Origin of the sequence: Rathayibacter sp. AY1A5, from assembly GCF_002930875.1 — a bacterium.
GTDB lineage: Bacteria > Actinomycetota > Actinomycetes > Actinomycetales > Microbacteriaceae > Rathayibacter.
On sequence record NZ_PSTM01000005.1, the window covers coordinates 61727 to 87179 of the forward strand.

Below are 25453 nucleotides of genomic sequence, written 5' to 3' on the forward strand. Positions count from 1 at the left end.
GACCGTATTCAGAGAGGAATACCGTGAAGAACAGCATCCGACGGGCCGCAGGCGCCGCCTCCCTCGTCCTCATCGCCGGAGTCGCCCTCAGCGCGTGCAGCGCACAGGGAGCGGGCGACGACTCGTCGAAGTCGCTCACCCTCTGGGACAGCTTCACCCAGTACGACGCGTCCTCCCCCTACGGCCAGCTCCTGGCCGGCTGCGAGGCCTCGACCGGGATCACCCTCGAGCGCACCTCCGACCCCGACCTCACCACCAAGCTCCTGCAGTCGGCCGCGTCGAAGACGACGCCGAACCTGGTCGTCCTCGACAACCCCAACGTCGCGAAGTTCGCCGACACCGGCCTGCTCGTCGACAACGCCGCCTCCGGGCTCGACACCAGCGACGTCCTCCCGAACGTGCTCGCCGCCGGCCAGCTGGACGGGAAGACCTACGGCTCGTCGATCGGCTCGAACACCCTCGCGCTCTTCTACAACAAGGCGCTCTTCGAGGCCGCCGGCGTCACTCCGCCGACGACCTGGGACGAGCTGACCACCGCCGCGAAGGCCCTCACCGCGGGCGACGTCACCGGGCTCGGCTTCTCCGCGATCGGCACCGAGGAGGGCACCTTCCAGTTCCTGCCCTTCTTCTGGGGCTCCGGTGCGACCCTCGAGGACATCTCCTCCGACGACGCCGTCTCGGCGCTCGCGCTCTGGACCGACCTGGTGAAGAGCGGCTCGGCCTCGCAGGCGAACGTCAACGCCAACCAGCAGGACGTCCGCGACCAGTTCCTCGCGGGCAAGCTCGGGATGATGGTCAACGGCACCTGGCAGCTCTCCGCCCTCGACGAGGCGGGCATCGACTACGGCGTCGTGCCGATCCCGGCGAAGGACGGGGGAGCGGCACCGAGCCCGCTCGGCGGCGAGTTCGTCGAGGTGGTCGCCTCCGACGCCGCGAAGCAGACCCTCGCCACGGAGTTCGCGCAGTGCGTCATCCAGCCCGACAGCCTGAAGGCCTGGGCGGCCGGCCAGTCGTACATCATGCCGTACGCCGACGCGGCCGCCGAGCAGGCGACCGAGGACCCCGCGCTCCAGCCGTGGGTCGAGGCCATCTCGGTCGCGCAGGGACGCACCAGCGACCTCGGCGTCGCCTACCCGGACACCTCGAAGGCGCTCTGGACCGCGATCCAGGAGTCGCTGACCGGCTCGAAGACGCCGCAGGCGGCCCTCGACGACGCCGCGGCGAGCCTGAAGTAGCGGCCGCATGACCGACCCCGCCGTGCTCACGGCGCCGGTCGCGGGCGGGGCGGCCACCAGGCCGCCCGTCCGCCGCCGACCCCGCTCTCACCTCCGCCTCGCCGCCGCCGCCTTCATGGCGCCCGTGGTGATCTTCCTCGCCGTCTTCTTCGTCTACCCGATCATCCGCGGCGTCGTCCTCAGCCTCCAGGACTTCGGACCGTCGTCCTTCGTGACCGGGATCGCCCCCTTCGTCGGCTTCGACAACTACGTCACGGTCGTCACCGATCCGATCTTCGCGAGCATCGCCTGGCACACCGTGGTCTTCACCGTGGTCTCGCTGGTGGGCCAGTTCACGATCGGCATGGCCCTGGCGCTGTTCTTCAGCCGCCGGTTCCCGCTCTCGGCGACGTTCCGCTCCCTCATCCTGCTGCCGTGGCTCCTGCCGCTGATCGTCTCGGCGACGGCCTGGCGCTGGATCTTCGACCAGCAGTTCGGCATCCTGAACGCCGCGATCGGCACGCCGGTCGGCTGGCTGACCGATCCGTCCGTCTCGCTGTGGGCGGTCATCATCGCCAACATCTGGCTGGGCATCCCGTTCAACATGGTGCTGCTGCACGGAGGCCTGCAGGGCATCCCCGAGAGCCTCTACGAGGCCGCGGCACTGGACGGCGCCTCGCGCTGGCGGTCCTTCTGGAGCATCACCTGGCCGCTGCTGCGACCGGTGACCTCCGTCACGCTCCTCCTCGGCCTCGTCTACACGATCAAGGTGTTCGACGTCATCTGGATCCTCACCAAGGGAGGCCCGGCCAACAGCTCGCACACCCTCGCGACCTGGGCCTACGAGCAGTCCTTCACCGACCTGCAGTTCGGAGTCGGTGCGGCGGCCGGCCAGATCCTCGTGATCGTCGCCCTCGTCTTCGGCGTGATCTACATCCGCGCCCAGCGCAAGGAGGACCTCGGATGAACCGGCACACCACAGGGCTGCGCCGCGGGATCGACGTGGTCATCGCGATCGTGCTCTGCGGCTTCCTCCTCTTCCCGCTCTACTGGATGGTCAACGTCTCGCTGACCAAGCCGCAGAACCTGATCCAGACCCCGCCGAGCCTGTTCCCCGGCGACCCGACCCTCGACGGGTACGTGCAGGCGTTCTCGACGCAGCTGCCGAACCTCATCACGAGCCTCGTGATCTCGATCGGCTGCGTGATCCTGACGCTGGCGATCGCCCTGCCCGCCGCTTTCGCGATGGCGAAGTTCCGGGTGCGGGGGACCGGCGTCGTGATGTTCGTGTTCCTCCTCGCCCAGATGATCCCCGGGATCGTCCTGGTCACCGCGCTGTTCGCGATCTACAACGCGCTGGGGCTGCTCAACACCTATCCGGGCCTCATCCTCGCCGACGCGACCGCCTCCGTGCCGTTCGCGGTGATCATCCTCCGGGCCTTCATGCTCGGCATCCCCGACGAGCTGATCGAGGCCGCGCGGATCGACGGTGCGAGCAACTGGCGCTCCTTCGTCTCGATCGTCATCCCGCTGAGCCGGAACTCGATCGTGACCGCGGGCCTGTTCTCGTTCCTGTTCGCCTGGGCCGACTTCCTCAACGCGAACTCGCTCACCTCGGGCAACAGCATCGTGCCGTTCACCCTCGGCCTCTACCGCTACATCGGATCGACCACCACCAACTGGAACGGGATCATGGCGACCGCCGTGATCGCCTCCATCCCGGCCGCCGTGCTGCTGATCGTGGCCCAGCGCTACGTCGCCGCCGGCGTCACCGCCGGCGCGGTCAAGGACTGAGCGCCGTGCCCGACTCGAGGAAGCAGGAGCACATGGACACCGACGCGTTCGCGCTCGAGGGGGACCGCCTCGTCTGGCGCGGCGACGGCGAGACCGTCGTCGTCGAGCCGTGGGGGAGGGACAGCGTCCGGGTCCGCGCCCGCCGGTCCGGGGAGGTCCTCGACACCGACTGGGCGCTGATCGCCCCCGAGCGCCGCGCGCCGGAGGTCTCGATCGAGGGACCGCGGGCGACGCTGCGCGCCGGCGGCATCACCGTCGTCCTCGAGCAGCAGGAGGGCTACGGGTACCAGACCGGCTACCACGAGCTCTCCTGCTCCCTCTCCTTCTACGACCGTCGGGGGGAGCTGCTCTTCCGAGAGCTCGGGAGCGGGGGAGCGCTCAAGCTGCGCGCCCGCGAGCAGCGTCCGCACCTGGGCGGCGACTTCCGGCTGACCGCGCTGTTCGAGACGTCCCCCGACGAGAAGCTGTACGGGATGGGGCAGTACCAGCAGGACATCCTCGATCTGAAGGGCTGCACGCTCGAGCTCGCGCACCGCAACTCCCAGTCGAGCGTCCCGTTCGTGCTGTCGAGCCGCGGCTACGGGTTCCTCTGGCACAACCCCGCGATCGGCCGCGCGACTTTCGCAGCCAACCGCACGGAGTGGTCCGCCGAGTCCTCCCAGCAGCTCGACTACTGGGTGACCGCGGGGGAGACCCCGGCCGACATCACCCGGGCCTACGCCGACGCGACCGGGCACGTCCCGATGATGCCCGAGCACGGCCTCGGCTTCTGGCAGTGCAAGCTGCGCTACTGGAACCAGGAGCAGCTGCTCGAGGTCGCCCGCGAGCACCGGCGCCGCGGCCTGCCGATGGACGTGATCGTGGCCGACTTCTTCCACTGGCCGCACATGGGCGACTTCCGCTTCGAGGAGGAGTTCTGGCCGGATCCGTCCGCCATGGTCGCCGAGCTGCGCGAGCTCGGGATCGAGCTGATGGTCTCGGTCTGGCCGCAGGTGTCGGTCGAGTCCGAGAACTACATCGCGATGAAGAAGGGGAACCTCCTCGTCAAGGCCGAGCGGGGCCTGGACCTGCACATGCAGTTCGAGGGTCCGAGCGCGTTCTACGACGCGACGAGCCCCGCCGCCCGGAGGTTCGTCTGGGAGGCGTGCCGGCGCAACTACGGCGAGCACGGGATCCGGCTCTTCTGGCTCGACGAGGCCGAGCCCGAGTACGGCGTCTACGACTTCGACAACTACCGCTACGCCGCCGGCCCCGCCGTCCAGGTCGGCAACCTCTACCCGCAGGCGTTCTCCCGCGGATTCTTCGAGGGGCAGAGCGAGGGCGGGGAGACCGCGATCGTCAACCTCGTCCGCACCGCGTGGGCGGGCAGCCAGCGCTACGGTGCGCTCGTGTGGTCGGGCGACATCCACTCGACCTTCGCGGACCTGCGCCACCAGATCACGGCCGGCATCCACATGGGCGTCGCGGGGATCCCGTGGTTCACGACCGACATCGGAGGATTCGCCGGGGGAGACCCGTCGGATCCGGAGTTCCGTGAGCTCCTCGTGCGCTGGTTCCAGTTCGGCGCGTTCAGCCCGGTGATGCGCCTCCACGGCGACCGCGCGCCGTCGGCCCCGGTCACGGCCGCCGACGGGAGCCGCCGCGCCGCGACCGGAGCCGCGAACGAGGTGTGGAGCTTCGGCGAGGAGGCCACGCCGATCCTCACCCGCCTGCTGCATCTGCGCGAGACCCTGCGCCCGTACACGCGGGAGGCGATGCGGGAGGCGCACGAGCTGGGCCAGCCGGTGCTGCGCGCGGTGTTCCACGAGTTCCCGGGGGACCCGGAGGCCTGGGATCTGGCCGACCAGTACCTCTTCGGCTCGGACCTGCTGGTGGCTCCGGTCACGCACGCCGGAGCCGTCTCCCGACGGGTCTACCTGCCCGCCGGGGCGCGCTGGACGGAGCTCTCGACGGGCGCCGAGCGCGAGGGCGGGCAGTGGATCGTCGCCGACGCGCCGCTGGCCGTCATCCCGGTCTTCGCGCGCGACGGCCGGCAGGCGCACCTCGTCGGGCAGCTCTGAGCGGAGGCTCCCCGCTGACCGGAGGATTCCGCCGCGAGGAGCGCCCCCGCGTCAGCCCGTCCCCGCGAGCCAGAAGTCGACCGCGTCGGGGGACGGGCGCCCGGCGACCCGGACGACGTCGCCGAACTCGAGCACGCTGTCCGGATCCTCCTGGACGGCCGGCCACCGCTCGCGGCCGGCGGCGTCCGGATCGCCGTGGGAGACGAACGCGAGCCAGCGCGCGGTCATCTCCTGCTCGAGCCGGCGGTCGACGTCCGTGTAGTCGGCGTCGCCGTCCGCCCCGAGGTTCCCGTACGCGTACATCACCTCGGCGCCGTGGTACGCGCCGAACCGCTCGAGTCCGCTCTCCGGGGGAGTGCGCGTGAAGATGTAGGCGTGGACGCCCGCCCGCCCGGTCCGGGCGGCCGTCAGCGCCCAGAGCCGCATCGGGGCGGTCATCGTCCGGTCGCTGCCGGCGCGCAGCCGGGAGTCGACGACCTGGTCCTCGACGGCACCCGGGTACAGCGCGAGGAAGCGGTCCGCGTCGTCTCCGTGCTCCCGGCGCACCTCCTGCTCATAGGCGTCCGGATCCGAGTCGACGCCTCCCAGCAGATCGAGTGAGGTCTCGTCGGAGTTGCTGCCGAGCAGGAGGGGGACGTCGTTCTGCCGACCGGCCTCGTAGACGGCGAGCGGCGTGTCGGGGAGGACGACGCTGTCGATCGAGGGCCACCAGTGCTGCGAGAGGCCCGCGGCGGCCGCGACGATGCGCTCGGCCGGCAGGGATCTCATCTCGGCGAGGCTCGCCCCGCCGAGGGCCTCGCTCAGGCGCGCAGCCGCCTCCCGAGCGGTGGCGGCGTCGTCGTAGAGGTCGCCGTCCTCGCGGTCTCCCGCCGACCCCAGGCATCCTCCGCTCTCCCCGATGATCCCGTGGAGGAGGCCGGCGGCGAGCGGCGAGGCCCCGAGGATGCAGGCGCTGCCGGAGCCGGCGGACTGGCCGGCGACCGTCACCCGCCCTGGGTCCCCGCCGAAAGCGGCGATGTTGTCCTGCACCCACTGCAGAGCGGCGACCTGGTCGAGCAGTCCCTGGTTCCCCGGGGTGCCGCCGCCGAGCACATCACCGGCGAGGAATCCGAGGACGCCCAGACGGTAGGCGACGGTGACGACCACGGCGCCCCGGGAGGCGAGCGCCGCGCCGTCGTAGGCGGGGAGGGCGCCGGACCCCGAGACGAACGCGCCGCCGTGGAGGTAGACGAGGACCGGGCTGGAGTCGCCCGCCCCGCCGGCCGGCGTCCAGATGTTCAGGCGGAGGCTGTCCTCGTCCGTCGCGTACCCGCCGAGGAGCGTCTCCTCCAGCGGCAGGTCGAGCACGCGGGTCGCCGCTCGGGAGAGGAACGTCGGCTCCGGCTGAACGGCGGAGGGGCCGAAGTCGTCGGCCACGAGGGTCGCCGACCGCTGCGGGGCCGGGCGGGGCGCCTCCCAACGCAGCGGGCCGACCGGGGGAGCGGCGTAGGGGATCCCCGCGAAGGCGTCGACCCCGGCCGCGGCGTCGTGCACACCGACGACGTCGCCCTGCCGGGTCGTGACCGGGGCGGTGTGCGGACCGGCGAGCGTCCGCGTCGCCGGGAGAGGACCCGCGGCGAGGGCGACGGCTCCGACGAGCCCTGCGGACGCGACCCAGGCCGCCGTACGCAGCATCCAGTGCCGGTGCCGCCAGCTCCTCGAGACGGCCGCGATCAGGACCGCGGCCGCCGCGACGACGAGCCACCCCCACCACTCCACCCGGTTCAGCCAGGCGAGGACCGCCCCGATGAGCACGACGGTCGCGGTCGGCAGCCACCGGGACCGTCGCCGTCGAGGTTCGGGCAATCCAGTTTTCGATACGGTATGCATTGGAAACGAAACGTACTGAAAAGGCCCATTCAGCGCAAGGATCCGAATAGGCTGGGGGCGTGGTCACAGGCGAGCAGGCTCCGGTCCGGCGGAGGAGCGAGACGCGACGACGTCTCCTCGCCGCGGCCGCCGAGCTCTTCGAGAGCACGGGCACCATCGGCCAGCGCGTCGAGGACATCTGCGCGCAGGCGGGCTTCACCCGCGGCGCGTTCTACTCGAACTTCACCGGCGTCGACCAGCTCTTCCTCGCACTCCACGAGGAGCAGGCCGCGAGAGTGTGGGGGAGCCTGCAGGAGGCCCTCGACGTCCAGCTGCAGGAGGAGCACCGCGCGGCGACCCTCGACGGCGCCGTACGCTCCCTCCTCGACGCGCTCCCGTCCAGCCGCGAGTGGTTCTCCCTGCGGTCGGTGCTCCTGGCACGCGCTGCCGCGGACCCGGAGTTCGCCGAGCGGATGATGATCGACGACGACCGCGTCTCGCGCGAGCTGGGCGAGCGCTTCGCCGCCCTCGCCGCCGTGCACGGCCGCGTCCCCGCCGTCGAGTCCGCCGTCCTGGCGAAGGCGGTCGTCGCGGCGCACGTCGGGTCGGTGAGCCAGTGGCCCGTGGACACCAGCGCCGAACTCACGCAGCGCATGGTCGTCGCCGCGGTGATCCGAGGCCTCACCGTCGAAGCGCCCGGTCTGCCATCGGAGCGCGGCGGCGATCGATGACGTCCTGTCTCAGGAGCGTTGAGGGGAGCCGATCGCCATCCTGCCGACCGGGGCTTCGGTCGAACTGACATAATGCGCATTATCGGATAACGGTGGACGGACCGGACGGACCGGGACCGAGGCCGCCCGACGGTCCGGCACGTCATCAGCGGACAGGCGAATGCTCCACCCACGGCTCGACGTCCTCGTACCACCACGTTTCGGTCGGAGTGTCGAAGTGCGTGACCAGCCGTAGCCGCGGATCGACGGTCATCGTGCCGCGGACGCGGCCGTCGCCTCGATCCTCCCGGGCGCCCGCCGCAACGCGCGTCGGCGTTCCTGCGAGCGCTCCCGCCGGTTCACCATCACCGCGACGGCATCGAGAAGGATGCTCACGCCGCCCGGCGTCCGCCGGCGGACGGACTGCGCCCACAACGGCGTCGGACTCCCCCTATGCCGGTCCGCTGCCGTCCATCGGAGTCATCCGTCGAGGCTCGCAGAACCGTGCGCCGGCGTCAGTCTCTGGTGAGGATCAGGCGAAGTCGGAGATGTCACCGACGAGGCGGGTGTTGTCCGCGGGGATCGGCTCGACGGCCGCCAGAGCGACCTCGGCCGCGAACTCCTGCACGTTGTAGAGCTTGCCGGCCGACTCGCGACGCGAGCTGATCGCGCCCGGGTTCGCGCGCTCCAGCAGGGTCGCGGTGATGGTGCCCTCGATCATGTCGCCCGAGACGACGACGAACTCGATCCCGCGCTCGGCGAGCTCACCGATCCGCTCGCGCAGGGCGTCCTCGCCGGCGCGCTTGGAGAGCGCGACGGGCTCGTACTCGGGCATCGTGGGCGTGGTCCGGATGAAGTGCGCCTGGTGGCTCGTGACGAACACGACACGGGAGCCCTCGGAGAGCAGCGGCAGCGCCGCGTCGAGCACGGAGACCTGCGAGTCGCGGTTGAGGACCATCGCGTAGTCCTCCCCCATGTTGCTCTCCATGCCGCCGGAGGCGTTCAGGACGAGCACGTCCAGACCTCCGTACTCCTTCTCGATGCGCGAGAAGAGCTCGGCGCGCGAGTCGGCGTCGGTGAGATCGGCGCCGACGGCGATGGCGGTGCCGCCGGCCTCGACGATCTGCGCGACGAGCTTGTCGGCGCGCGGCGCCTTCGAGCGGTAGTTGACGACGACGCGGGCTCCGGCCTCGGCCAGGTAGCGGACCGTGTCGGCGCCGATGCCGCGGGACGACCCGGTGACGAGAGCGCGCTTGCCGTCGAAGGAGCCGGGGGCGAGGGGATTGGACACGGGTATTCCTCCAGAACGCCGGCTCGGAGACCGGATCGGGCACGATGACGGGCCACGGCCCGACGGAGGAGTCTACCAAGGGCCTCGAGACCGTCGGCGCACCCCCTCTCCCAGCCCTCGTCCGGGGGGCGTTGATAGCCTGGGAATGCTCGTCGAGGGGAAGGAGCACACAGCATGGACGCTGTCACCCAGTACGCGTGGATCCTCTGGCTCGCGCTGATCCTCATCTTCGTGATCGTCGAGATGATCACTCTCGAGTTCACGTTCCTGATGCTCGCCGTCGGCAGCATCGGCGGACTGCTGACCGGGCTGGTCGGGGCTCCCTTCTGGGTCCAGGTCCCCGTCGCGGCCGTCCTCGCCGCCCTCCTGCTGTTCACCGTCCGGCCGTCGCTGCTGCGGCTGCTGAAACGGGGCGGCGATCCCACCCCCAGCGGAGCGGACGCTCTCCTCGGGCTCTCCGGCAGCGTCGTCCTCGCCGGCCCCGGAGCCGGCCAGGTCAAGCTCGCCAACGGCGAGACCTGGACCGTCCGCCTGTCCCCGCTCGTCGAGGACCGCACACTCGGAGTCGGCGAGAGAGTCGTCGTCACCGCCATCGAGGGCGCGACCGCGGTCGTCGTCCCCGCCGAAAGGAGCACACCGTGACACCGTCCTCCGTCGTGACGATCGTCGTCGTCGCCGCCGTCGTCCTCTTCGCCCTGGTCGTCCTCTTCCGAGCGGTCCGCATCATCCCCCAGGCCACCGCCGGGGTCGTGGAGCGCCTCGGCAAGTACCACAAGACCCTGCTGCCGGGCCTCAATCTCGTCGTGCCGTTCATCGACCGGGTCCGCCCGCTGATCGATCTGCGCGAGCAGGTCGTCTCGTTCCCGCCCCAACCCGTGATCACGGAGGACAACCTCGTCGTCTCGATCGACACGGTCGTCTACTTCCAGGTGACGGACGCCCGCGCGGCGACCTACGAGATCGCCAACTACCTCGGCGCGGTCGAGCAGCTGACCACCACCACGCTCCGCAACGTCGTCGGCGGCCTGAACCTCGAGGAGGCGCTGACCTCCCGCGACAACATCAACGGGCAGCTGCGCATCGTCCTCGACGAGGCCACCGGCAAGTGGGGCATCCGCGTCGGACGCGTGGAGCTCAAGGCCATCGACCCGCCCCTCTCCATCCAGGACTCGATGGAGAAGCAGATGCGCGCCGAGCGCGACCGTCGAGCCGTGATCCTCACCGCCGAGGGCACCAAGCAGTCCCAGATCCTGAACGCCGAGGGTCAGCGCCAGGCCGCGATCCTCGCTGCGGAGGGCCAGGCGAAGGCGGCGGTCCTGCGGGCCGAGGGTGAGGCCAAGGCGATCACCACCGTCTTCCACGCCATCCACGAGGGCCGCCCCGACAGCGAGCTCCTCGCGTACCAGTACCTCCAGACACTCCCCAAGATCGCCGAGGGCAGCGCGAACAAGCTCTGGGTCATCCCGAGCGAGCTCACCGAGGCGCTGAAGGGCATCGGAGGCGCGCTCGGCCAGCGCGGCCAGTCCGCCCCGGCGGTCCGCCCGCAGGATGCGGCACCCCCGTCGGCGCCTGCGGCGTCCGCGCCTGCCGCATCCGGGTCCGTCGGCTCCACTCCTGTCGAGCCCGGATCCGACACGTCCGCCCCCGTGGCGCCCGCGACGACCGACGGAGCCCCCGGCTCGGCGCCCACTCCCCCGCCGCCGGCCGTCTAGCCGCGGACCCGGTCCGCGATGCGCACCCCTGAGCGACCCCTCGCCCTGAGCGGGCCGACCCCCCGGGTGATCGCGCATCGCGGGTTCGGCCCGCAGGCCGAGGGCAACACGCTCGCCGCCTTCGAACGCGCCCTCGCCGCGGGTGCGGACCTCCTCGAGACGGACGCGCGCGCCTCCCTCGACGGGGTCGCCGTGCTCGTCCACGACGCCGAGGTGGTCGACCGCTCCGGCCGCCGCCACGTCGTCGCCGCCACCCGGTGGGAGGAGCTCGCCGACCTCCGACTGGCGGGCGGCGCCCGGCTCGCCTCTCTCGAGCAGGCCCTCGCCGCACTCCCCCGCGCGCGCTTCAATGTCGACGTGAAGTCGCGGGACGCGATCGACCCGGTCGTCGCGGCGGTGTCCGGCGCCGCCGCCGCGGAGCGCGTCCTGATCACCTCGTTCTCCGAGATCCGTCGAGCAGCGGCCCTCCGCCGTCTTCCCGGCGCCGCGACCTCGGCGTCGGCGGTCCGCTTCGTCGTCGCCCTGGTCGCCGCCCACCTCGGCGCCGCCCTCCCCGTGCGTCTCGCTCTCCGCGGCATCGACGCGCTCCAGGTGCCCGAGCGCGCGCTCGGCCTCCGCGTCGCCGAGCCGCGGATCCTCGCCCGGCTGCGGGTGACCGGCTGCGAGATCCACCTCTGGACCATCGACGATCCGGAGCGGATGGAGCAGCTCCTCGCGCTCGGGATCGACGGGCTCGTGACCGACCGCACCGACCTCGCCCGAGCGGCCGTCGACGCCGTCCTCAGCGCCCGTCGGCCACGCCCTCAGGAACCGCGGAATACGCCTCCGACCTGAGGATTCTCTGGCAATGGCAGGGACGGGAAGACCACCTCCAGGTACGACGTTGACACTGGGGAAGCACAGCGAGAGGAGACCACACAATGGCAGATCGAAGCTTGCGAGGAATGCGGCTCGGATCCCAGAGCCTGCAGAGCGAAGAAGGCGTCGTCTTCTCCCCGCGATCGACGTACGAGTACCACTGCGCGAACTGCGGCCACGACACCGACATGGTGTTCTCGGCCGATGCGGAAGCGCCGGAGACCTGGGAGTGCCGCTCCTGCGGTCACGAGTCCACTCTGATGGTGGACTCGAAGCCGGTCGTCGTGGACAAGGGCGAGCAGAAGGCTCCGCGCACCCACTGGGACATGCTGCTCGAGCGCCGGACCCGCGCGGAGCTGGAGGAGCTGCTCGAGGAGCGGCTCGCCTATCTGCGCGCCAGGCGCGGCGAGCACAAGATCGGCGCGTAGCGCCGGTCAGCGGGAACGGCGTCGCGGCTCGCGCGTCCTGAGGACGAACGAGACCATGACGATGAGACCGGCGGCCAGGAAGTACCAGCCGAGGTCTCGCGCCCACACCAGAGCCGGGGTCGTGGTGGAGCTGAGGGGGACCTCGTCCACCATGGCACCCGGCTCGAACCATGTCAGGGAGTCGATCGTCGCGCCGTCCGGCCCGATGATCGCACTCGTCCCGACGGTCGAGATGTTGACCACGCTGCGCCCGGTCTCGATGGCCCGCAGGCGAGCGATGGCGAGCTGCTGGACGCTCTCGTCCGTCCGGCCGAAGTCGGCGTTGTTGGTCTGCCCGAGGATGACCTGGGCTCCCCCGTCGACCATCGCGTTCGTCAGCGCGTCGTCCGAGATGTCGAAGCAGATCGCGATGCCTGCGAGGACGCCGTTCACGTCGAAGACGTTGGGACGGGTGCCGATCGAGTAGTCGCGGCTCACCAGGTCGACCAGGTCCGGAGCGAACATCCGCCAGAACGCCCGGTCCGGCATGTACTCGGCGAACGGGACGGGATGCACCTTGTCGTAGACCTGCGTCGCCCCCTCCCCCGCCTTCCAGAGCAGCGAGCTGTTGTAGAAGACGTCGTCCGAGGGGTTCGTGATCGTGCCCACGACGAACGGCGCGTCCATCGTCCGGCTGAGGTAGTCGAGGACGGCGGCCGACTGGGCGTTCCGGGTCGGATCGATGTCGACGCCGTTCTCGGGCCACACCACCATGTCGACGTCCTGATCGAGGATCGGCAGCGTCGCCGAGGTGTGGTCCTCGAGGATCTGCCCGCGGTAGCTCTGCGAGAACAGGCCCGCATCGGAGTCGCCCTGGACGGCGGCGATCCGGGTCGTGCCCTCCGTCGGTGCCGGCCAGGCGGGGAACACCAGCGCCACGATCGCGAAGCCCGCGAGAGCGCTGACGCGAGAGAAGGCCGGGACGGACATCTCGCGGACGGCCTGCGCGAGCACGGCCGCGAGGAACGCCACCACGAAGCCGAGGCCGGCGAAGCCGATCCACGCCGCGAGACCGGCGAGCGGGCCGAGGGACTGCGAGATCGCGAGGCGGCCCCAGGCGAAGCCGCCGTAGGGCCAGACGCTGGTGATCGACTCGCGCCCGATCCAGAGCGCCGCCAGGAGGGCGGGGAGGCCGACCATCCGGCCGAGCGGTCCCTTCCAGACGCGGTGGCCGCGCGTGGAGACGACCGCCATCAGCCCCGCGGAGAGCGCGAAGAAGATCGCCTGCAGGCCGGCGAGGGCCGCCCACGGGACCGGGCCGAGGTAGAGGGTCAGCCACTCGATGTGGACGCCCCAGAAGACCGCTCCGCCGACGAGGCCGACGAGGCTTCCGCTCCAGAAGCCGCGCCCCCCCAGCGCGAACAGGATCGCCGCGGCGCCCACGATCGCCAGCGGCCAGACGTCGGAGTCGGGGAAGCCGCGGTCGAGCACGGCGCCGCCGAGGGCGGCGAGGGGCAGCGCCACCCACAGCGGAACGGTCCGCCCGTCGGGCGGAGGAGCGATCGGCGTCATGCGACCGTCGAGTACGCGACGATGCCGCGGCGGACCAGGTCGAGGGCGGTCCGGGCCGCGCGGCCGACCTTGCCCTCGGCGACGACGGAGAGCTGGTCGAGGAGGTCGATGGTCTGCTTCGCCCAGCGCACGAAGTCGCCGGCGGCCATGTCGGACTCGCGGAGCACCATGTCGAGCGGCATGCCCTTGGCCCACATGTTCATCGACAGCGCCAGGCTCGTCGAGATCGGGTTGCTGCCCGGCAGGCGGTGCTCCCGCTCGACGTCGTCGAGCCGGGCCCACAGAAGCTGGGTCCTCTCCAGCGCCTCGGGGAACGCGCCGCGGGGCAGGAACTGCTCGCCGAGCGTCCCCTCCTCGCGTCGCGGCTCGAAGACCAGGCAGCACGCCATCGCCGCGAGGCCGGCCGGATCGAGCTCCGTCCACGCCTGCTTCCGGAGGCACTCGGCGACGAGCAGGTCCCGCTCCCCGTAGATCCGGCGGAGCGTGCGACCGTTGGGCGTCAGCGAGAGCTCGCCGACCTCGTCCCGGCGGAAGTAGCCGAGCTCGAGCAGCACGTCCGTGATGTGGTCGAAGATGCGGGCGACGGCGCCGGTGCGCGAGCGGATCTGGCGCTCGATCTCGTCGGTCTCGCGGCGCAGCTTCCACCAGCGCTCGGCCCAGCGCGCGTGCTGCTCGCGGTCGGAGCAGGCGTGGCACGGGTGCGCCTTCATCCGACGCCGCAGGCTCGTGAGCTGTCCCTGGCGCTTCTCGCGCTCGGCGTGGGAGGCCGACTCGCCGCGCACCGCGCCCCGGCGCTCGAGGTCGCCGATCTCACGGCGGATCGCCGCGTACTGCTCGAAGTCGCCCAGGTGGCACTGCATCGCCGTGACGTAGCCCGCCATCGACTCCTCCTGCTGGCGGACCCGGCGGGCGAGATCGACGACGGACCGGTCGGCCTGGAACTGCGCGAACGACGACTCGAGGATCTCGCGCGTGCGCACCCGGCCGAACTGCTCGATCAGGTTCGCGGCCATGTTGTAGCTGGGGCGGAAGCTGGAGTTGAGCGGGTAGGTCCGCCGGGAGGCGAGGGACGCGACCGCCTGAGGGTCCATCCCGCCGCGCCACTGGATCACCGAGTGGCCCTCGACGTCGATGCCGCGTCGGCCCGCCCGGCCGGTGAGCTGGGTGTACTCCCCCGGTGTGATCGGGACGCGCGCCTCGCCGTTGAACTTCTCGAGCTTCTCGAGGACGACCGTGCGGGCCGGCATGTTGATGCCGAGCGCGAGCGTCTCGGTCGCGAAGACCACGCGCACGAGCCGGCGCAGGAACAGCTCCTCGACGACCTCCTTGAAGGCGGGGAGCATCCCGGCGTGGTGCGCGGCGACGCCCCGCTGGAGTCCGTCGAGCCACTCCCAGTAGCCGAGCACCGCGAGGTCCTCGTCGCGGATCGTCCGGCACCGCTCCTCGACGATCGCGCGGATCTCGTCGCGCTCGTGGCGCTCGGTGAGGCGCACGCCCGACCGCAGCACCTGGCGCACGGCCTGGTCGCAGCCCGCACGGCTGAAGACGAAGAAGATCGCGGGGAGGAGGTTCTTGCCGCGGAGGATCTCGACGACCTCCGAGCGCAGCACGAGCTCCTCGGTGCGCTGCTCCGGGTAGCGGCCGCGACCGCCTCGGCCGTTGCGGCCGCCCCTGCCGCCGCGCTCGACCCGGGAGCCGCCCTGGGCCATGCGGGCGAGCTCGGGGTTCACCCGGTTCGTCGCCGCCCGACCGGAGGAGTCGAAGAGATCGACCAGCTTGCCGCCCACCAGGACGTGCTGGTCGAGCGGGACGGGCCGCTCCTCGGAGACGATGACCTCGGTCTCGCCCCGGACGGTCTGGAGCCAGTCGCCGAACTCCTCGGCGTTCGACACGGTCGCGCTGAGCGAGACCAGCCGCACGCGCTGCGGGAGGTGGATGATGACCTCCTCCCAGACGGCGCCGCGGAAGCGGTCGGCGAGGTAGTGCACCTCGTCCATCACGACGTAGGCGAGGTCGCGCAGGAGGTCCGAGTCGGCGTACAGCATGTTGCGCAGCACCTCGGTCGTCATCACGACGATGCGGGCGCGCGCGTTGACGTTCGAGTCGCCGGTCAGCAGGCCGACCTCGGAGGCTCCGTAGTCCTCGACGAACTCCTGGAACTTCTGGTTGCTCAGCGCCTTCATCGGCGTCGTGTAGAAGACCTTGGCCGTCGGGTCCTGCATGGCCAGGTGGATCGCGAACTCGGCCACCGCGGTCTTGCCGGCGCCGGTGGGCGCGGCGACGAGGACGCTGTGGCCGTCGTCGAGCGCGCTGCAGGCCTCGTACTGGAAGGGGTCGAGGTCGAACGCGAGGGTCGAGCGGAACGCCTCGACCCTCGCGTGGCCCTGGCGCGTCCGGAACGCGGCGAACCGCTCGGCGGGAGACGGTCCGGTCACGCGGGCAGGTCGGAGGGGCTGCCGTCGAACACCAGCTGGCGCTTGGCGGCGCGCCGGTCGTGCAGGATCGCGATCCCGCAGGCGAGGAAGAACAGGAAGATGATCGGGATGGCCAGGAGGAACATCGAGATCGGGTCGGCCGCGGGGGTCGCGATCGCCGTGAAGAGCACGATCGCCATGATCGCGATGCGCCACGACTTGAGGATCAGCATGCCGGGGAGGACGCCGAGGAAGTTGAGGAGCACCAGGAAGACGGGCAGCACGAAGGCGATGCCGACGACCAGCACGAGCTTGAGAACGAACTCGTAGTAGATCTTGGCGTCGAGGAAGCTCGCCGCGTTGCTGCCGGTGAAGCTCGTCAGGAGCTCCACGATGTGCGGGAACACGAACCAGCCGGCCGCGCAGCCCGCGAAGAACAGCGGGATGGCGGTGAGGATGAAGCCGAGGCCGTACCGCATCTCCTTGCGGGTCAGGCCCGGGACGAGGAACGCCCAGATCTGGTACAGCCAGACCGGGCTTGCCAGGACGATGCCCACCGTGATGGCGATCTGCAGCCGCAGGTCGAAGGCACCGGCGATCGTCGGGAAGTTGAGGATCGCCTCCTTGCCCTGGGTGGAGGCCACCTCGGAGATCGGAGCCTTGAGGGCCTCGAAGACCCACTCCGAGACGAACCACCCCGCGACGCACGCGATGACGATCGCGATCGCGGACTTGAAGAGCCTGTTGCGAAGCTCGACGAGGTGCGCCCCGAGCGACATGCGCCCGTCGGGGTTCTTCGTCCGCTTCGTCCGTGGCTTCTTCGGTGCCACGGACGTCATTACTTGAGCGGGGACTCGGGCGGCGTGGTGGTGCCGGTGCCGGTGGTCGTGCCGGTGGATCCGGCGACGGTGCCGGTGGTCCCCTCGGTCGACTCACGGCGCTCGGTGCCGTCCTCGTCCTTCATGGTCTTGACCTCGCTCTTGAAGATCCGCATCGACTGCCCGACACTGCGGGCCAGCTGCGGGAGCTTGGGCGCACCGAACAGGAGGAGGATCACGGCGAGGATGATGAGGAGGTGCCACCCCTGGAGGCCAGCGAACATTGCAGACTCACTTCACTTGTCGGTTGCGGTGTACGAGGAGCTTACCCTGTTCGACCCGTTCTGACCGGCGGAGATCGATCCTGTCGCGACGTGCGTCACGCCGGCCCTCGTGCGCACGCCTCACGTCGTCGCGATCGGCGAACAGCGACGAGGACGGCCGGGGCGGCAGGTCGTCCGTCATTCCAGGACTCAGTGTCTCGAGTTTCGCGGTGACCTCGGACAGCTGTCCGAGGAGCACCTTCCCCTTGCGCCAGTAGGAGAGGGCGAAGAGGACCAGCATCGCCAGAGCGCCCAGCGCGAGGCCGAGCCAGATCAGGATCCACGACCACCAGGTCACGACGGCTCCCCCACGTTCGCGGCGAGCGCGGAGGCCGCCCAGAGCGCGACCGCGGTGCGCGCCTCGGGGGGTGCCACCACGGTGACGAGACCCGCCAACGACGCCACCAGGCGCGTCAATCCCTCCAGATGGGCGACGCGGAGACGGACGAGGACACCGTGGTCCTCCTCCCCCGGCACGGGATCGGGGAACTCGGCGTCGGCCGCGTAGTCGCCCAGCAGCACGACGGCGCTGGGGGCGACGCGCAGGTCCACGACGAGATCGGAGGCGGAGGCCTCGAAGAGCCGTTCCGAGAGGGTCACCTCGTTGCGGCGCCGGACGATCGGCGTCCCCGTGTCGCGGAGGGAGCGCATCCTGTCGACCCGGAACGTCCTGACGCCCTCGCGGAGGTGGTCCCATCCCCGCAGGTACCAGTCCCGATCGACCGATTCGAGCACGAAGGGGTCGACGAGCCGGGACTCGGTCTCGCCGCGGGCGCTGCGGTAGTCGAAAGCGACCTGCGTCGCCGAGCCCATCGCTGTCCGCAGGAGCGCCACAGCGCTGTCCGCGCCCGTGCCGCGCGAGACCGCGACCGCGCTCGGGGCCGAGGAGGCGCCGCGTGCGAGCTTCCCCATCAGCGAGGCGATCCGGTCGTTGCCCTGGTTCTCGGGCAGCGCTGCGAGGTACTGCATGCCGGCGATGAGGGCGGCGGCCTCCCGCGCCGAGAACCTCGGCGAGTCGTCGATCGCGACCTGGTGGGTGAGGACGACGTGGTCGTTCTCCTCGAAGTCGTCCCAGCCGATGTCGAAGAGGTCGTTCGCCTGGTACTGCGCGGTCTCGCCGGGGATGCCCGAGACGGCGATGAGGCGCACCGCGCGGCGCACCTCCTCCTCCGGGATCTCGAAGTGCGCGGCGACCTCGGCGACGGAGACGCGGCCCCGGTCGAGCAGGTAGGGAACGAGGGAGAGGAGGACGGCCAGGCGGTCGCGCGCCTGCAGGGAGCGGGGTCTAGCCACGGGGATCCCCTCCATGGTCGTCCAGGGTGCGGCGGAGGCGGTCGAGGACGCGGCGGCGGAGCTCCTCCGGCTCGAGCACCCGCACCTCGGGACCGTGACCGGCGAGCTCGTCCGCGAGCACGTCCGGGTCGGTGTAGTGCAGGCGCAGCAGGCCCTGGCCCTCGCCCTCGGCCTCGGCACGCCCGCCGAGACGGAGGGCGGCGTCGGAGTCGGGGGCGACGCGCAGGAGCGCGCTGTTGCGCTGCAGGATCTCGTCGAGCTGGGCGAGAGCGGTCGCCGCGTGGTCCCCCTCCACGAGAGGCGCGGTGCGGCCGGTGGACGCGACCGGCCCGACGATCCGCGACAGGAGGAAGGTCCGCGTGCCCTCGGCGCCCTCGTCCCAGCCGTGGAGGTGCCAGCGCCCCTGGTGGTTCACCAGGGCGCGGGGCTGCACGGTGCGCACGCGCGGCTCCTCGCCGCCGGGCTTCAGATAGGGGAAGCGGACGACCTGGCCGCGGTCGAGCGCAGCGTTGAGCGGCTCGAACGAGGCCTCGCGGACCCGGATCGAGGGGCTGATGCCGATGACGGGGTCGACGGACTCGACCCCGATCGAGCGCAGCTTGATCAGCGCGCGCCGCGACTCCGCCGAGAGCGTCCCCTCGCGCCAGACCGCCCCGGCCAGGCGGAGCAGCGCGAGCTCCTCCGGGTCGAAGGTCAGGTCGGCCGGGAGGTCGTAGCTGCGCTTCGCGATGCGGTACCGGACGGTCTGGGTGTTGCCCGGGTCGCCCGGGGCGTCGACCGTCTCGATCGGGATGCCCAGCTCGCGCAGGTCGTCCTTGTCGCGCTCGAACTGGCGCTCGAGCGAGGTCCGGTCGCCCCGGCCCACCCGCTGCCGGTAGCCCTGCACCGTAGAGAGGACGTCGGCCTTCGTCAGTCCGTTCTCGGCCGCGACGAGCGCGAGCACGAGGTTGAACAGACGCTCCTCGGCCGGGACGCGGCTCGAGGACGGGGCGTCGGAAGGCACGCCCTCCAGTCTAGGGCCGGGCCCGGTCAGACCTTTCCGAGGATGTCGGCGACGAAGATCAGCGTCGCGCCGCCGGGGATCCCGCCCTGAGGGGAGCCCTGGTCGCCGTAGCCCTGGTCCGGCGGGATGACCGCGATGACCTGGGATCCGACGGGCTGGCCGATGAGGGCGTCGGCGAATCCGGCGATGACTCCGCCCTGGGTGGTCGAGCCGTCGGCGGCCGTGAAGACGGCGGGAGCGCCCTTCTCCCAGCTGGAGTCGAACACCTTCCCGTCGCTCCACTGCCAGCCTGTGTAGGCCACGACGACCTGGTCGCCCTCGGCGACGACGTCGCCGTCGCCCTTCTTGAGCTGGGCGATGCGGAGGTCGGTCGGCGCGTCACCGGAGGGCTTCGCGAGCCCCGGGCGTCCGTCGTCGCCGAGCGTCACCGTCGGGAAGCCGTCGGGCGCGGGCTGGGCGGCGCCGTTCGCGCGGGCCAGCGAGGCCTCACGGACGTCCGCGACGAGCACGAGCGTGTCGTCCTCCGAGATGCCGAGCTGCGACGAGGACTGGCCGAAGCCGTCCTCGGGGGCGATCGCGATGGCGACGCGCGAGCCGACCTGCGTGCAGAGGAGGCCCTCGTTCAGGCCGACGAGCCCGGCTCCGCCGACGCCGAAGCGGGCGGTGCTCGACCCGTCGTAGGGCGAGGTCTCGAGGACCGTGCCGTCCGCTCCGTTGACCAGGGTGTAGTCGATGGTGACGAGCTGGCCCTTCTCGAGCGGTGCGCCCGAGCCCTCGATGAGGGTGCTGACCTGCGTGCCGTCCGCCTTCAGCGGCGTCGGGACGCTGACGTCCGGCTTCGCTCCGAAGTCGCCCGTGGCGCTGACCGCCGCCGAGGAGTCGCCGGAGGAGAACGGAGCGTCGCAGTCCGCCTGCGAGGAGGACGCGGTGCATCCGGTGAGAGCGGCGACGATGCCGATGCCGGCGATGAGCGCGGTGGTCCTGCGCACGGGTCCTCGATTCGAGTGAAGGGGAGCGGTGACGCCCGGGGTGGAGACGGCCCGGAGGCCGGGAACAGCTTAGAGGATGCCCTCGTCGTCGGGCTCCGCGGTCTCCTCGCCGAACCCGCGGGCCCGGGAGAGCTCGGCGCTGGTGGCGGACTCGCGGACCCGCTTGCGCAGGCTCTTGGGGCTCACGGCGCGCTCGCCGAGCGCGCCGGGGGTCCAGGCCTCCACGTCCTCGTCGCTGAAGTCCGTCTTCGACGGGCGACGCTTGAGCTCGGGGAGCACGGTGTCCGGAGCGAGCCGGCGAGCGGTGATGAGGAAGCCGGTGTGGCCGATCATCCGGTGGTCCGGCCGGACCGCGAGGCCCTCGACGTGCCAGCCGCGGACCATGGTCTCGTTCGACGACGGGTTCGTGAACAGGCCCGAGGCGCGGATCGCCTCCGCCGTCCGCGAGAGCTGCGTGACGGTGGCCACGTAGCAGAGGAGGACTCCCCCGGGCGTGAGAGCCTCGGCGGCGACGTCGAGGCACTCCCAGGGCGCGAGCATGTCGAGCACGACGCGGTCGGCCTCGCCGGACGGGACCGTGCCGGGCAGCGCCTCGACGAGGTCGCCGACGGTGACGCTCCAGTTGTCGGGCGTGTAGCCGAGGAAGGTCTCGATGTTCGCCCGTGCGACATCCGCGAACTCCTCGCGCCGCTCGAACGACGACAGCCGGCCGGTCGGACCCACCGCCCGCAGCAGCCAGAGCGAGAGCGCGCCGGAGCCGACACCGGCCTCGACCACGCGGGCGCCGGGGAAGACGTCGGCGAGGGCGAGGATCTGGGCCGCGTCCTTCGGGTACACGATCGCCGCGCCGCGGGGCATCGACATCACGAAGTCGGCGAGGAGAGGGCGCAGCGCGAGGTGCTCGACGCCGACGGTGTTGGTCACCACCGAGCCGTCGGGCAGCCCGATCACCGTGTCGTGCTCGATGCCGCCCCGGTGCGTGTGGAACACCTTGCCGGGAACGAGCGTGATGGTGTTCATCCGCCCCTTGGGTCCCGTCAGCTGGACGCGGTCTCCCGCGCGGAAGGGTCCGGAATGCTGCAGTGCCTCACCGGTCATCGGCGGGCCTCCGTCTCGGTCGTGGCCGGGCCGGAGCCGCGGTGCTCGGAGGACACCGTCGCGAGGTCCGCGACGGTGCGGCCCGCGAGAGTGGGCCAGAGGGCGTAGGGGCCGGCGGGGTCGAGCTCCAGCTGGTGCGGGACGCCGATCGACGCGGCTCCGGAGGCGACGGCCGCGCCGAGGCCCGTGAGGGAGTCCTCGATCGCGACGCAGGCGGCGATGTCGACACCGAGGGTGCTCGCGGCGAGGAGGTACGCCTCGGGGTGAGGCTTGCTGCGCTCGACCATGTCGCCGCTGACGACGGCGGCGAAGGCGGGGAACGGGATCCGGTCCACGACGGCCGCGGCCATCCGCGAGATCGACATCGTGACCAGCGCCTGCGGCACTCCCGCCTCGGACACCGCGTGCAGCAGCTCGAGCGCGCCCGGTCGCCACGGGATGCTCACGGCCAGCTGGTCGACGACCTCGTCGGTCATCCGGTCGATGATCGCGTCGACGGAGAGGTCGACGCCCTTGCCCTGCAGGATGCGGGCGGCGGCGGGCAGGCCCGAGCCGACGAGTCCCATCGCGTCCTCGTGGGTCCACACTCCGCCGAAGGAGGAGACGAGCGCGTGCTCCGACGCCATCCAGTACGGCTCGGTGTCGACGAGCGTCCCGTCCATGTCCCAGAGGACGGCGGCGGGGGCGGACGCTCCTCCGAGCGGCTCGGAGGACAGCGGCCGGGCGGAGGTCTCGGGAGTCACGAGCGACCATGGTACCGGCAGGGCCGCGCCCCTCCCCGGCCGCGGGCCGAGAGCGAACAGCGCGGCCGATCCCGCCGGACGGGACAGGCGCGGCCGGGGGCGGTCCTATCCTGGACGGAGGGACAGGCGCGGTGTGCGCTCCCCGCACATCGAGCCGAACGCGGAGATCCTGCCTATGAACGTGATCACGGGGAACGTCCTGGTCGTGGCCTTCGAGGGCTGGAACGACGCCGGGGACGCCGCCAGCGGCGCGCTGCGGCTGGTCAAGGACGCCGGGGAGTACGTGCCCCTCTTCGCCGTCGACGCCGAGCAGTACTACGACTTCCAGTACACCCGCCCCATGCTCTCGATCGGCGAGGACGGCCGCCGCAGCCTCGCCTGGCCCGGCACCCAGATCTTCGGCCCGGCCGACACCTCGGTCGACGCCGAGAGCGCGCTGTACCTCATGATCGGCACCGAGCCCTCGCGCAGCTGGAAGAGCTTCGCCGCCGAGGTCGTCGACGCCATGCTCGCGATCGACATCTCCGCCGTCGTCTTCCTCGGCGCGATGCTCGCCGACGTCCCGCACACCCGGCCGATCTCGATCTTCGCCTCGAGCGAGAACGCGGAGCTGCGGAGCTCCTTCGAGCTCGAGCGCTCCAGCTACGAGGGGCCGGTCGGCATCCTCAGCGTGATCGGCGAGGCCGCGCAGAAGGTCGGCATCCCCGCCGTCTCGATCTGGGCCTCCGTCCCGCACTACGTGCACAACGCGCCCTCGCCCAAGGCGATGCTGGCGCTGCTCGAGAAGCTCGAGGAGGTCGTCGGCCTGGCGATCCCCCGCGGCGACCTCGTCGAGGAGGCGGAGGAGTGGGAGCGCGGCATCGACGCCCTCGCCGCCGAGGACGAGGAGATGGCGTCCTACATCGCCCAGCTCGAGCAGGCGCGCGACACCGTCGACTCGCCCGAGGCGAGCGGCGAGGCGATCGCCCAGGAGTTCGAGCGCTACCTGCGCCGCCGCGGCGACGGCCGCTCCGGCGAGGAGCCCTGGCGGCCGTAGCATCCGCCGGCGCCCGCTCGTCCGAGACGGTCGTCGATCACGGGACCGCTGCCGGCCGATGCCCCTCCCGGCCGCCCTGACGGGACTCGAGCCATTCGGGACTCGAGCCTGACGGGGTTCAGGCCGGGCGCACCCCGAGCAGGGCGTCGACCGCGTCGCGCAGGAGCGACGGGTCGTCCACGCCCTCGGTCAGTGCGGCGTCGACGACGGCGAGGGCGGCCGGAGTGCCGAGGTCGTCGGCCAGCGCCTCGCGCAGCTGCGCCAGCACCTCGAGCGCCGAGCGCGGTCCGACGGCGGCGAGGGCCGACTCCCAGCGCGCCAGGCGCGCCTCGGCCGACGGCAGGTCCTCGGGCAGCCACTCCCAGTCGGAGCGGTAGTGGTGCGCGAGGAGCGCGAGGCGGATCGCCCGCGGGTCCGCGCCCTCGCTCCGCAGACGGGAGACCAGCACCAGATTCCCGAGCGACTTGCTCATCTTCTCGCCCTGGTAGGCGACCATCCCGGCGTGCGCGTATGCGCGGGCCAGAGGACGGCCGGACAGCGACGCGGCGTGGCCGGCGCTGAACTCGTGGTGCGGGAAGACCAGGTCGCTCCCGCCGCCCTGCAGGGTGAACTCGGGTCCGAGCCGGTCGAGGGCGATCACCGAGCACTCGATGTGCCAGCCCGGACGGCCGCGGCCGACCTCGGCGTCCCAGGCGGGCTCGCCGGCGCGCTCGGCCCGCCAGAGCAGCGGATCGAGGGGGTCGCGCTTGCCGGCGCGCTCCGGGTCGCCCCCGCGCAGCGCCGAGAAGCGGGCCATCGACTCCGCGTCGAGCCGGCTCTCGCTGCCCAGGTGCCAGACGGCGCTCTCGGCCGCGGCGATGTCGTAGTAGAGGTCGCTCGCGCCCTCCTCCGCCGCGTCCGGAGCAGCGACGCGGTAGGCGACGCCGTCGCGCTCCAGGCGGGCGACCGCTTCCGCGATGGGATCCACGGTCTCGGTGACTCCGACGTAGTGCTGCGGAGGCAGGACGCGCAGGGCGGCCATGTCGCCGCGGAACAGCTCGACCTGCTCCTCGGCGAGGTCGCGCCAGTCGACGCCGGTGGCCGTCGCACGCTCGAGCAGAGGGTCGTCGACGTCGGTCACGTTCTGGGCGTACTCGACCGTGTAGCCCGCGTCGAGCCAGACGCGCTGGACCGTGTCGAAGGCGAGGTAGGTCGACGCGTGCCCGAGGTGGGTGGCGTCGTAGGGCGTGATGCCGCAGACGTAGAGGCTCGCGACTCCGCTGGGCGCGTCGAGCTCGACGGGGCCGGCGGTCGCGGTGTCGTGCAGGCGCGGTGCGCTCCCCCGGCCGGGCAGGGCGGGGACGTCGGCGGCGGTCCAGGCGCGCATCTAGGCGGCGATCAGGCCGGTGGCGAGCGCGACCATCAGGACGACGCCGAGGACGATGCGGTACACGACGAACGGGAGGAAGCTGCGGCGGGAGATGTAGCTCATGAAGAACGCGATCACGACGAAGCCGACCACGAACGCGACGATGGTCGCCACGAGGGTCTCGAGCCCGCCGACCTGGACCTGGTTCGGGAGCACGACCGGGTCGCTGATGCTCTTGTACAGCTGGTAGAGACCGCTGCCGAACACCGCGGGGATCGCGAGGAGGAAGGAGTAGCGCGCCGCAGCCTTGCGCTCGTAGCCGAGGAAGAGGCCGGCGGTGATGGTGCCTCCCGAGCGCGAGACGCCGGGGATCAGGGCGAGCGCCTGCGCACCTCCGAAGATCAGGCCGTCGCGGACGCCCAGGTCGCGCAGGCGGCGCTTCTTCGCGCCGACCGCGTCGGCGATGCCGAGCAGGATGCCGAAGAGGATGAGGGTGGTGGCCACCACCCACAGAGAGCGGAGGGTCGTCTCGATCGCGTCCTGGAAGACGAGGCCGAGGACGATGATCGGAAGGCTGCCCAGGATGATGAGCCAGCCCATGCGGGCGTCCGGGTCCGAGCGCGGGATCCGGCCGACGAGGGAGCGCGCCCAGTGCGACACGATCCGCACGATGTCGCGCCAGAAGTAGATGATGACGGCGGTCTCGGTGCCCAGCTGCGTGATCGCGGTGAAAGCGGCTCCGGTGTCGCGGCCGCCGAGGCCGGGCAGCAGCTCGCTGACGATCCGGAGGTGGGCGCTGGAGGAGATGGGGAGGAATTCGGTCAGACCCTGGACGAGTCCCAGGATCAGCGCGTCGAGCAGGCCCATGCGTCACTTTCGAGGAGGGCTGGGGCGTCGTCGGCCAGCAGTCGGTCGGGATCGG

At 71.6% G+C, this 25453-nt stretch carries 24 protein-coding genes; 10 read left to right on the forward strand and 14 right to left on the reverse strand.

Annotated features, from left to right (window positions below; genetic code table 11):
- Window positions 1–23 precede the first annotated feature (23 nt).
- Genes C5B98_RS04665 through C5B98_RS04680 form a run of 4 tightly spaced genes read left to right on the forward strand, consistent with a single transcriptional unit; the run spans window position 24 to window position 5068 of the window.
- The gene (locus C5B98_RS04665) at window positions 24–1235 is read left to right on the forward strand and encodes an extracellular solute-binding protein (protein WP_104222048.1); all 1212 of its coding nucleotides are present in this window, start codon (window positions 24–26) and stop codon (window positions 1233–1235) included.
- 7 nt (window positions 1236–1242) lie between these two features.
- A complete protein-coding gene (locus C5B98_RS04670) occupies window positions 1243–2181 on the forward strand; it encodes a carbohydrate ABC transporter permease (protein ID WP_104222046.1) in 939 nt (312 codons plus the stop codon).
- Window positions 2178–3008, forward strand: a complete 831-nt coding sequence (locus C5B98_RS04675) for a carbohydrate ABC transporter permease (protein WP_104222044.1) — start codon at window positions 2178–2180, stop codon at window positions 3006–3008. The genes C5B98_RS04670 and C5B98_RS04675 overlap by 4 nt, the downstream gene beginning before the upstream one ends.
- A 32-nt stretch (window positions 3009–3040) precedes the next feature.
- The gene (locus tag C5B98_RS04680; protein ID WP_104222042.1) at window positions 3041–5068 is read left to right on the forward strand and encodes a TIM-barrel domain-containing protein; all 2028 of its coding nucleotides are present in this window, start codon (window positions 3041–3043) and stop codon (window positions 5066–5068) included.
- A gap of 51 nt (window positions 5069–5119) precedes the next feature.
- Here the strand turns inward: C5B98_RS04680 and C5B98_RS04685 are convergent, their stop codons facing one another.
- Complete coding sequence (locus tag C5B98_RS04685; RefSeq protein WP_219812897.1) at window positions 5120–6913, reverse strand: carboxylesterase/lipase family protein; 1794 nt, start codon at window positions 6911–6913, stop codon at window positions 5120–5122.
- 83 nt (window positions 6914–6996) lie between these two features.
- Between C5B98_RS04685 and C5B98_RS04690 the strand changes: the two genes are divergently transcribed.
- Window positions 6997–7647 carry a TetR/AcrR family transcriptional regulator gene (locus tag C5B98_RS04690; RefSeq protein ID WP_104222038.1) on the forward strand — a complete coding sequence of 217 codons (651 nt, stop codon included), beginning with the start codon at window positions 6997–6999 and terminating at the stop codon, window positions 7645–7647.
- 511 nt (window positions 7648–8158) lie between these two features.
- On the opposite strand, the gene C5B98_RS04695 is transcribed toward C5B98_RS04690, so the two are convergent.
- The gene (locus C5B98_RS04695; RefSeq protein WP_104327389.1) at window positions 8159–8917 is read right to left on the reverse strand and encodes an SDR family oxidoreductase; all 759 of its coding nucleotides are present in this window, start codon (window positions 8915–8917) and stop codon (window positions 8159–8161) included.
- Window positions 8918–9091: 174 nt separating this feature from the next.
- On the opposite strand from C5B98_RS04695, the gene C5B98_RS04700 reads away from it, so the two are divergent.
- The 4 genes from C5B98_RS04700 (at window position 9092) to C5B98_RS04715 (ending at window position 11915) form a co-directional block, all read left to right on the forward strand.
- A complete protein-coding gene (locus C5B98_RS04700) occupies window positions 9092–9559 on the forward strand; it encodes an NfeD family protein (RefSeq protein ID WP_104327390.1) in 468 nt (155 codons plus the stop codon).
- A 14-nt stretch (window positions 9560–9573) separates the two neighbouring features.
- Window positions 9574–10629 (forward strand): SPFH domain-containing protein, encoded by a 1056-nt coding sequence (locus C5B98_RS04705; protein WP_374952912.1) that lies wholly within the window; start codon window positions 9574–9576, stop codon window positions 10627–10629.
- 66 nt (window positions 10630–10695) lie between these two features.
- Entirely contained in the window at window positions 10696–11463 is a 768-nt protein-coding gene (locus C5B98_RS04710) for a glycerophosphodiester phosphodiesterase family protein (protein ID WP_258063439.1), read from the forward strand.
- 86 nt (window positions 11464–11549) lie between these two features.
- Window positions 11550–11915: an RNA polymerase-binding protein RbpA gene (locus C5B98_RS04715; RefSeq protein WP_104327392.1), complete on the forward strand. Its 366-nt coding sequence runs from the start codon at window positions 11550–11552 to the stop codon at window positions 11913–11915.
- A gap of 6 nt (window positions 11916–11921) precedes the next feature.
- Here the strand turns inward: C5B98_RS04715 and lnt are convergent, their stop codons facing one another.
- The 10 genes from lnt to C5B98_RS04765 form a co-directional block, all read right to left on the reverse strand.
- Window positions 11922–13466, reverse strand: coding sequence for an apolipoprotein N-acyltransferase (lnt, locus tag C5B98_RS04720; protein WP_104327393.1), 1545 nt, complete (start codon window positions 13464–13466; stop codon window positions 11922–11924).
- Entirely contained in the window at window positions 13463–15901 is a 2439-nt protein-coding gene (locus C5B98_RS04725) for an RNA helicase (protein WP_104222026.1), read from the reverse strand. The genes lnt and C5B98_RS04725 overlap by 4 nt, the downstream gene beginning before the upstream one ends.
- On the reverse strand, window positions 15898–16659 hold the full coding sequence (gene tatC, locus C5B98_RS04730; RefSeq protein WP_104222024.1) for a twin-arginine translocase subunit TatC: 762 nt from the start codon (window positions 16657–16659) through the stop codon (window positions 15898–15900). The genes C5B98_RS04725 and tatC overlap by 4 nt, the downstream gene beginning before the upstream one ends.
- 59 nt (window positions 16660–16718) lie before the next feature.
- Window positions 16719–16982 (reverse strand): Sec-independent protein translocase subunit TatA, encoded by a 264-nt coding sequence (tatA, locus tag C5B98_RS04735; protein WP_104222022.1) that lies wholly within the window; start codon window positions 16980–16982, stop codon window positions 16719–16721.
- Window positions 16983–16989: 7 nt separating this feature from the next.
- Complete coding sequence (locus C5B98_RS04740; RefSeq protein ID WP_104222020.1) at window positions 16990–17319, reverse strand: hypothetical protein; 330 nt, start codon at window positions 17317–17319, stop codon at window positions 16990–16992.
- The gene (locus tag C5B98_RS04745; protein WP_258062133.1) at window positions 17316–18314 is read right to left on the reverse strand and encodes a YafY family protein; all 999 of its coding nucleotides are present in this window, start codon (window positions 18312–18314) and stop codon (window positions 17316–17318) included. The genes C5B98_RS04740 and C5B98_RS04745 overlap by 4 nt, the downstream gene beginning before the upstream one ends.
- A complete protein-coding gene (locus C5B98_RS04750) occupies window positions 18307–19317 on the reverse strand; it encodes a YafY family protein (RefSeq protein WP_104222016.1) in 1011 nt (336 codons plus the stop codon). Before C5B98_RS04750 ends, C5B98_RS04745 begins: the two co-directional genes overlap by 8 nt.
- A gap of 26 nt (window positions 19318–19343) precedes the next feature.
- Complete coding sequence (locus tag C5B98_RS04755; protein WP_104222014.1) at window positions 19344–20306, reverse strand: FKBP-type peptidyl-prolyl cis-trans isomerase; 963 nt, start codon at window positions 20304–20306, stop codon at window positions 19344–19346.
- Between the two features lie 69 nt (window positions 20307–20375).
- On the reverse strand, window positions 20376–21404 hold the full coding sequence (locus tag C5B98_RS04760) for a tRNA (adenine-N1)-methyltransferase (RefSeq protein ID WP_104222012.1): 1029 nt from the start codon (window positions 21402–21404) through the stop codon (window positions 20376–20378).
- Complete coding sequence (locus C5B98_RS04765) at window positions 21401–22147, reverse strand: HAD family phosphatase (RefSeq protein WP_258062132.1); 747 nt, start codon at window positions 22145–22147, stop codon at window positions 21401–21403. Before C5B98_RS04765 ends, C5B98_RS04760 begins: the two co-directional genes overlap by 4 nt.
- A gap of 175 nt (window positions 22148–22322) precedes the next feature.
- On the opposite strand from C5B98_RS04765, the gene C5B98_RS04770 reads away from it, so the two are divergent.
- Window positions 22323–23183, forward strand: a complete 861-nt coding sequence (locus tag C5B98_RS04770; RefSeq protein ID WP_104222142.1) for a proteasome assembly chaperone family protein — start codon at window positions 22323–22325, stop codon at window positions 23181–23183.
- Window positions 23184–23301: 118 nt separating this feature from the next.
- Here C5B98_RS04770 and mshC read toward each other — a convergent pair whose 3' ends face one another.
- Entirely contained in the window at window positions 23302–24549 is a 1248-nt protein-coding gene (gene mshC, locus C5B98_RS04775; protein ID WP_104222010.1) for a cysteine--1-D-myo-inosityl 2-amino-2-deoxy-alpha-D-glucopyranoside ligase, read from the reverse strand.
- Window positions 24550–25398 carry an undecaprenyl-diphosphate phosphatase gene (locus C5B98_RS04780; RefSeq protein ID WP_104222008.1) on the reverse strand — a complete coding sequence of 283 codons (849 nt, stop codon included), beginning with the start codon at window positions 25396–25398 and terminating at the stop codon, window positions 24550–24552.
- Window positions 25399–25453: the final 55 nt, after the last annotated feature.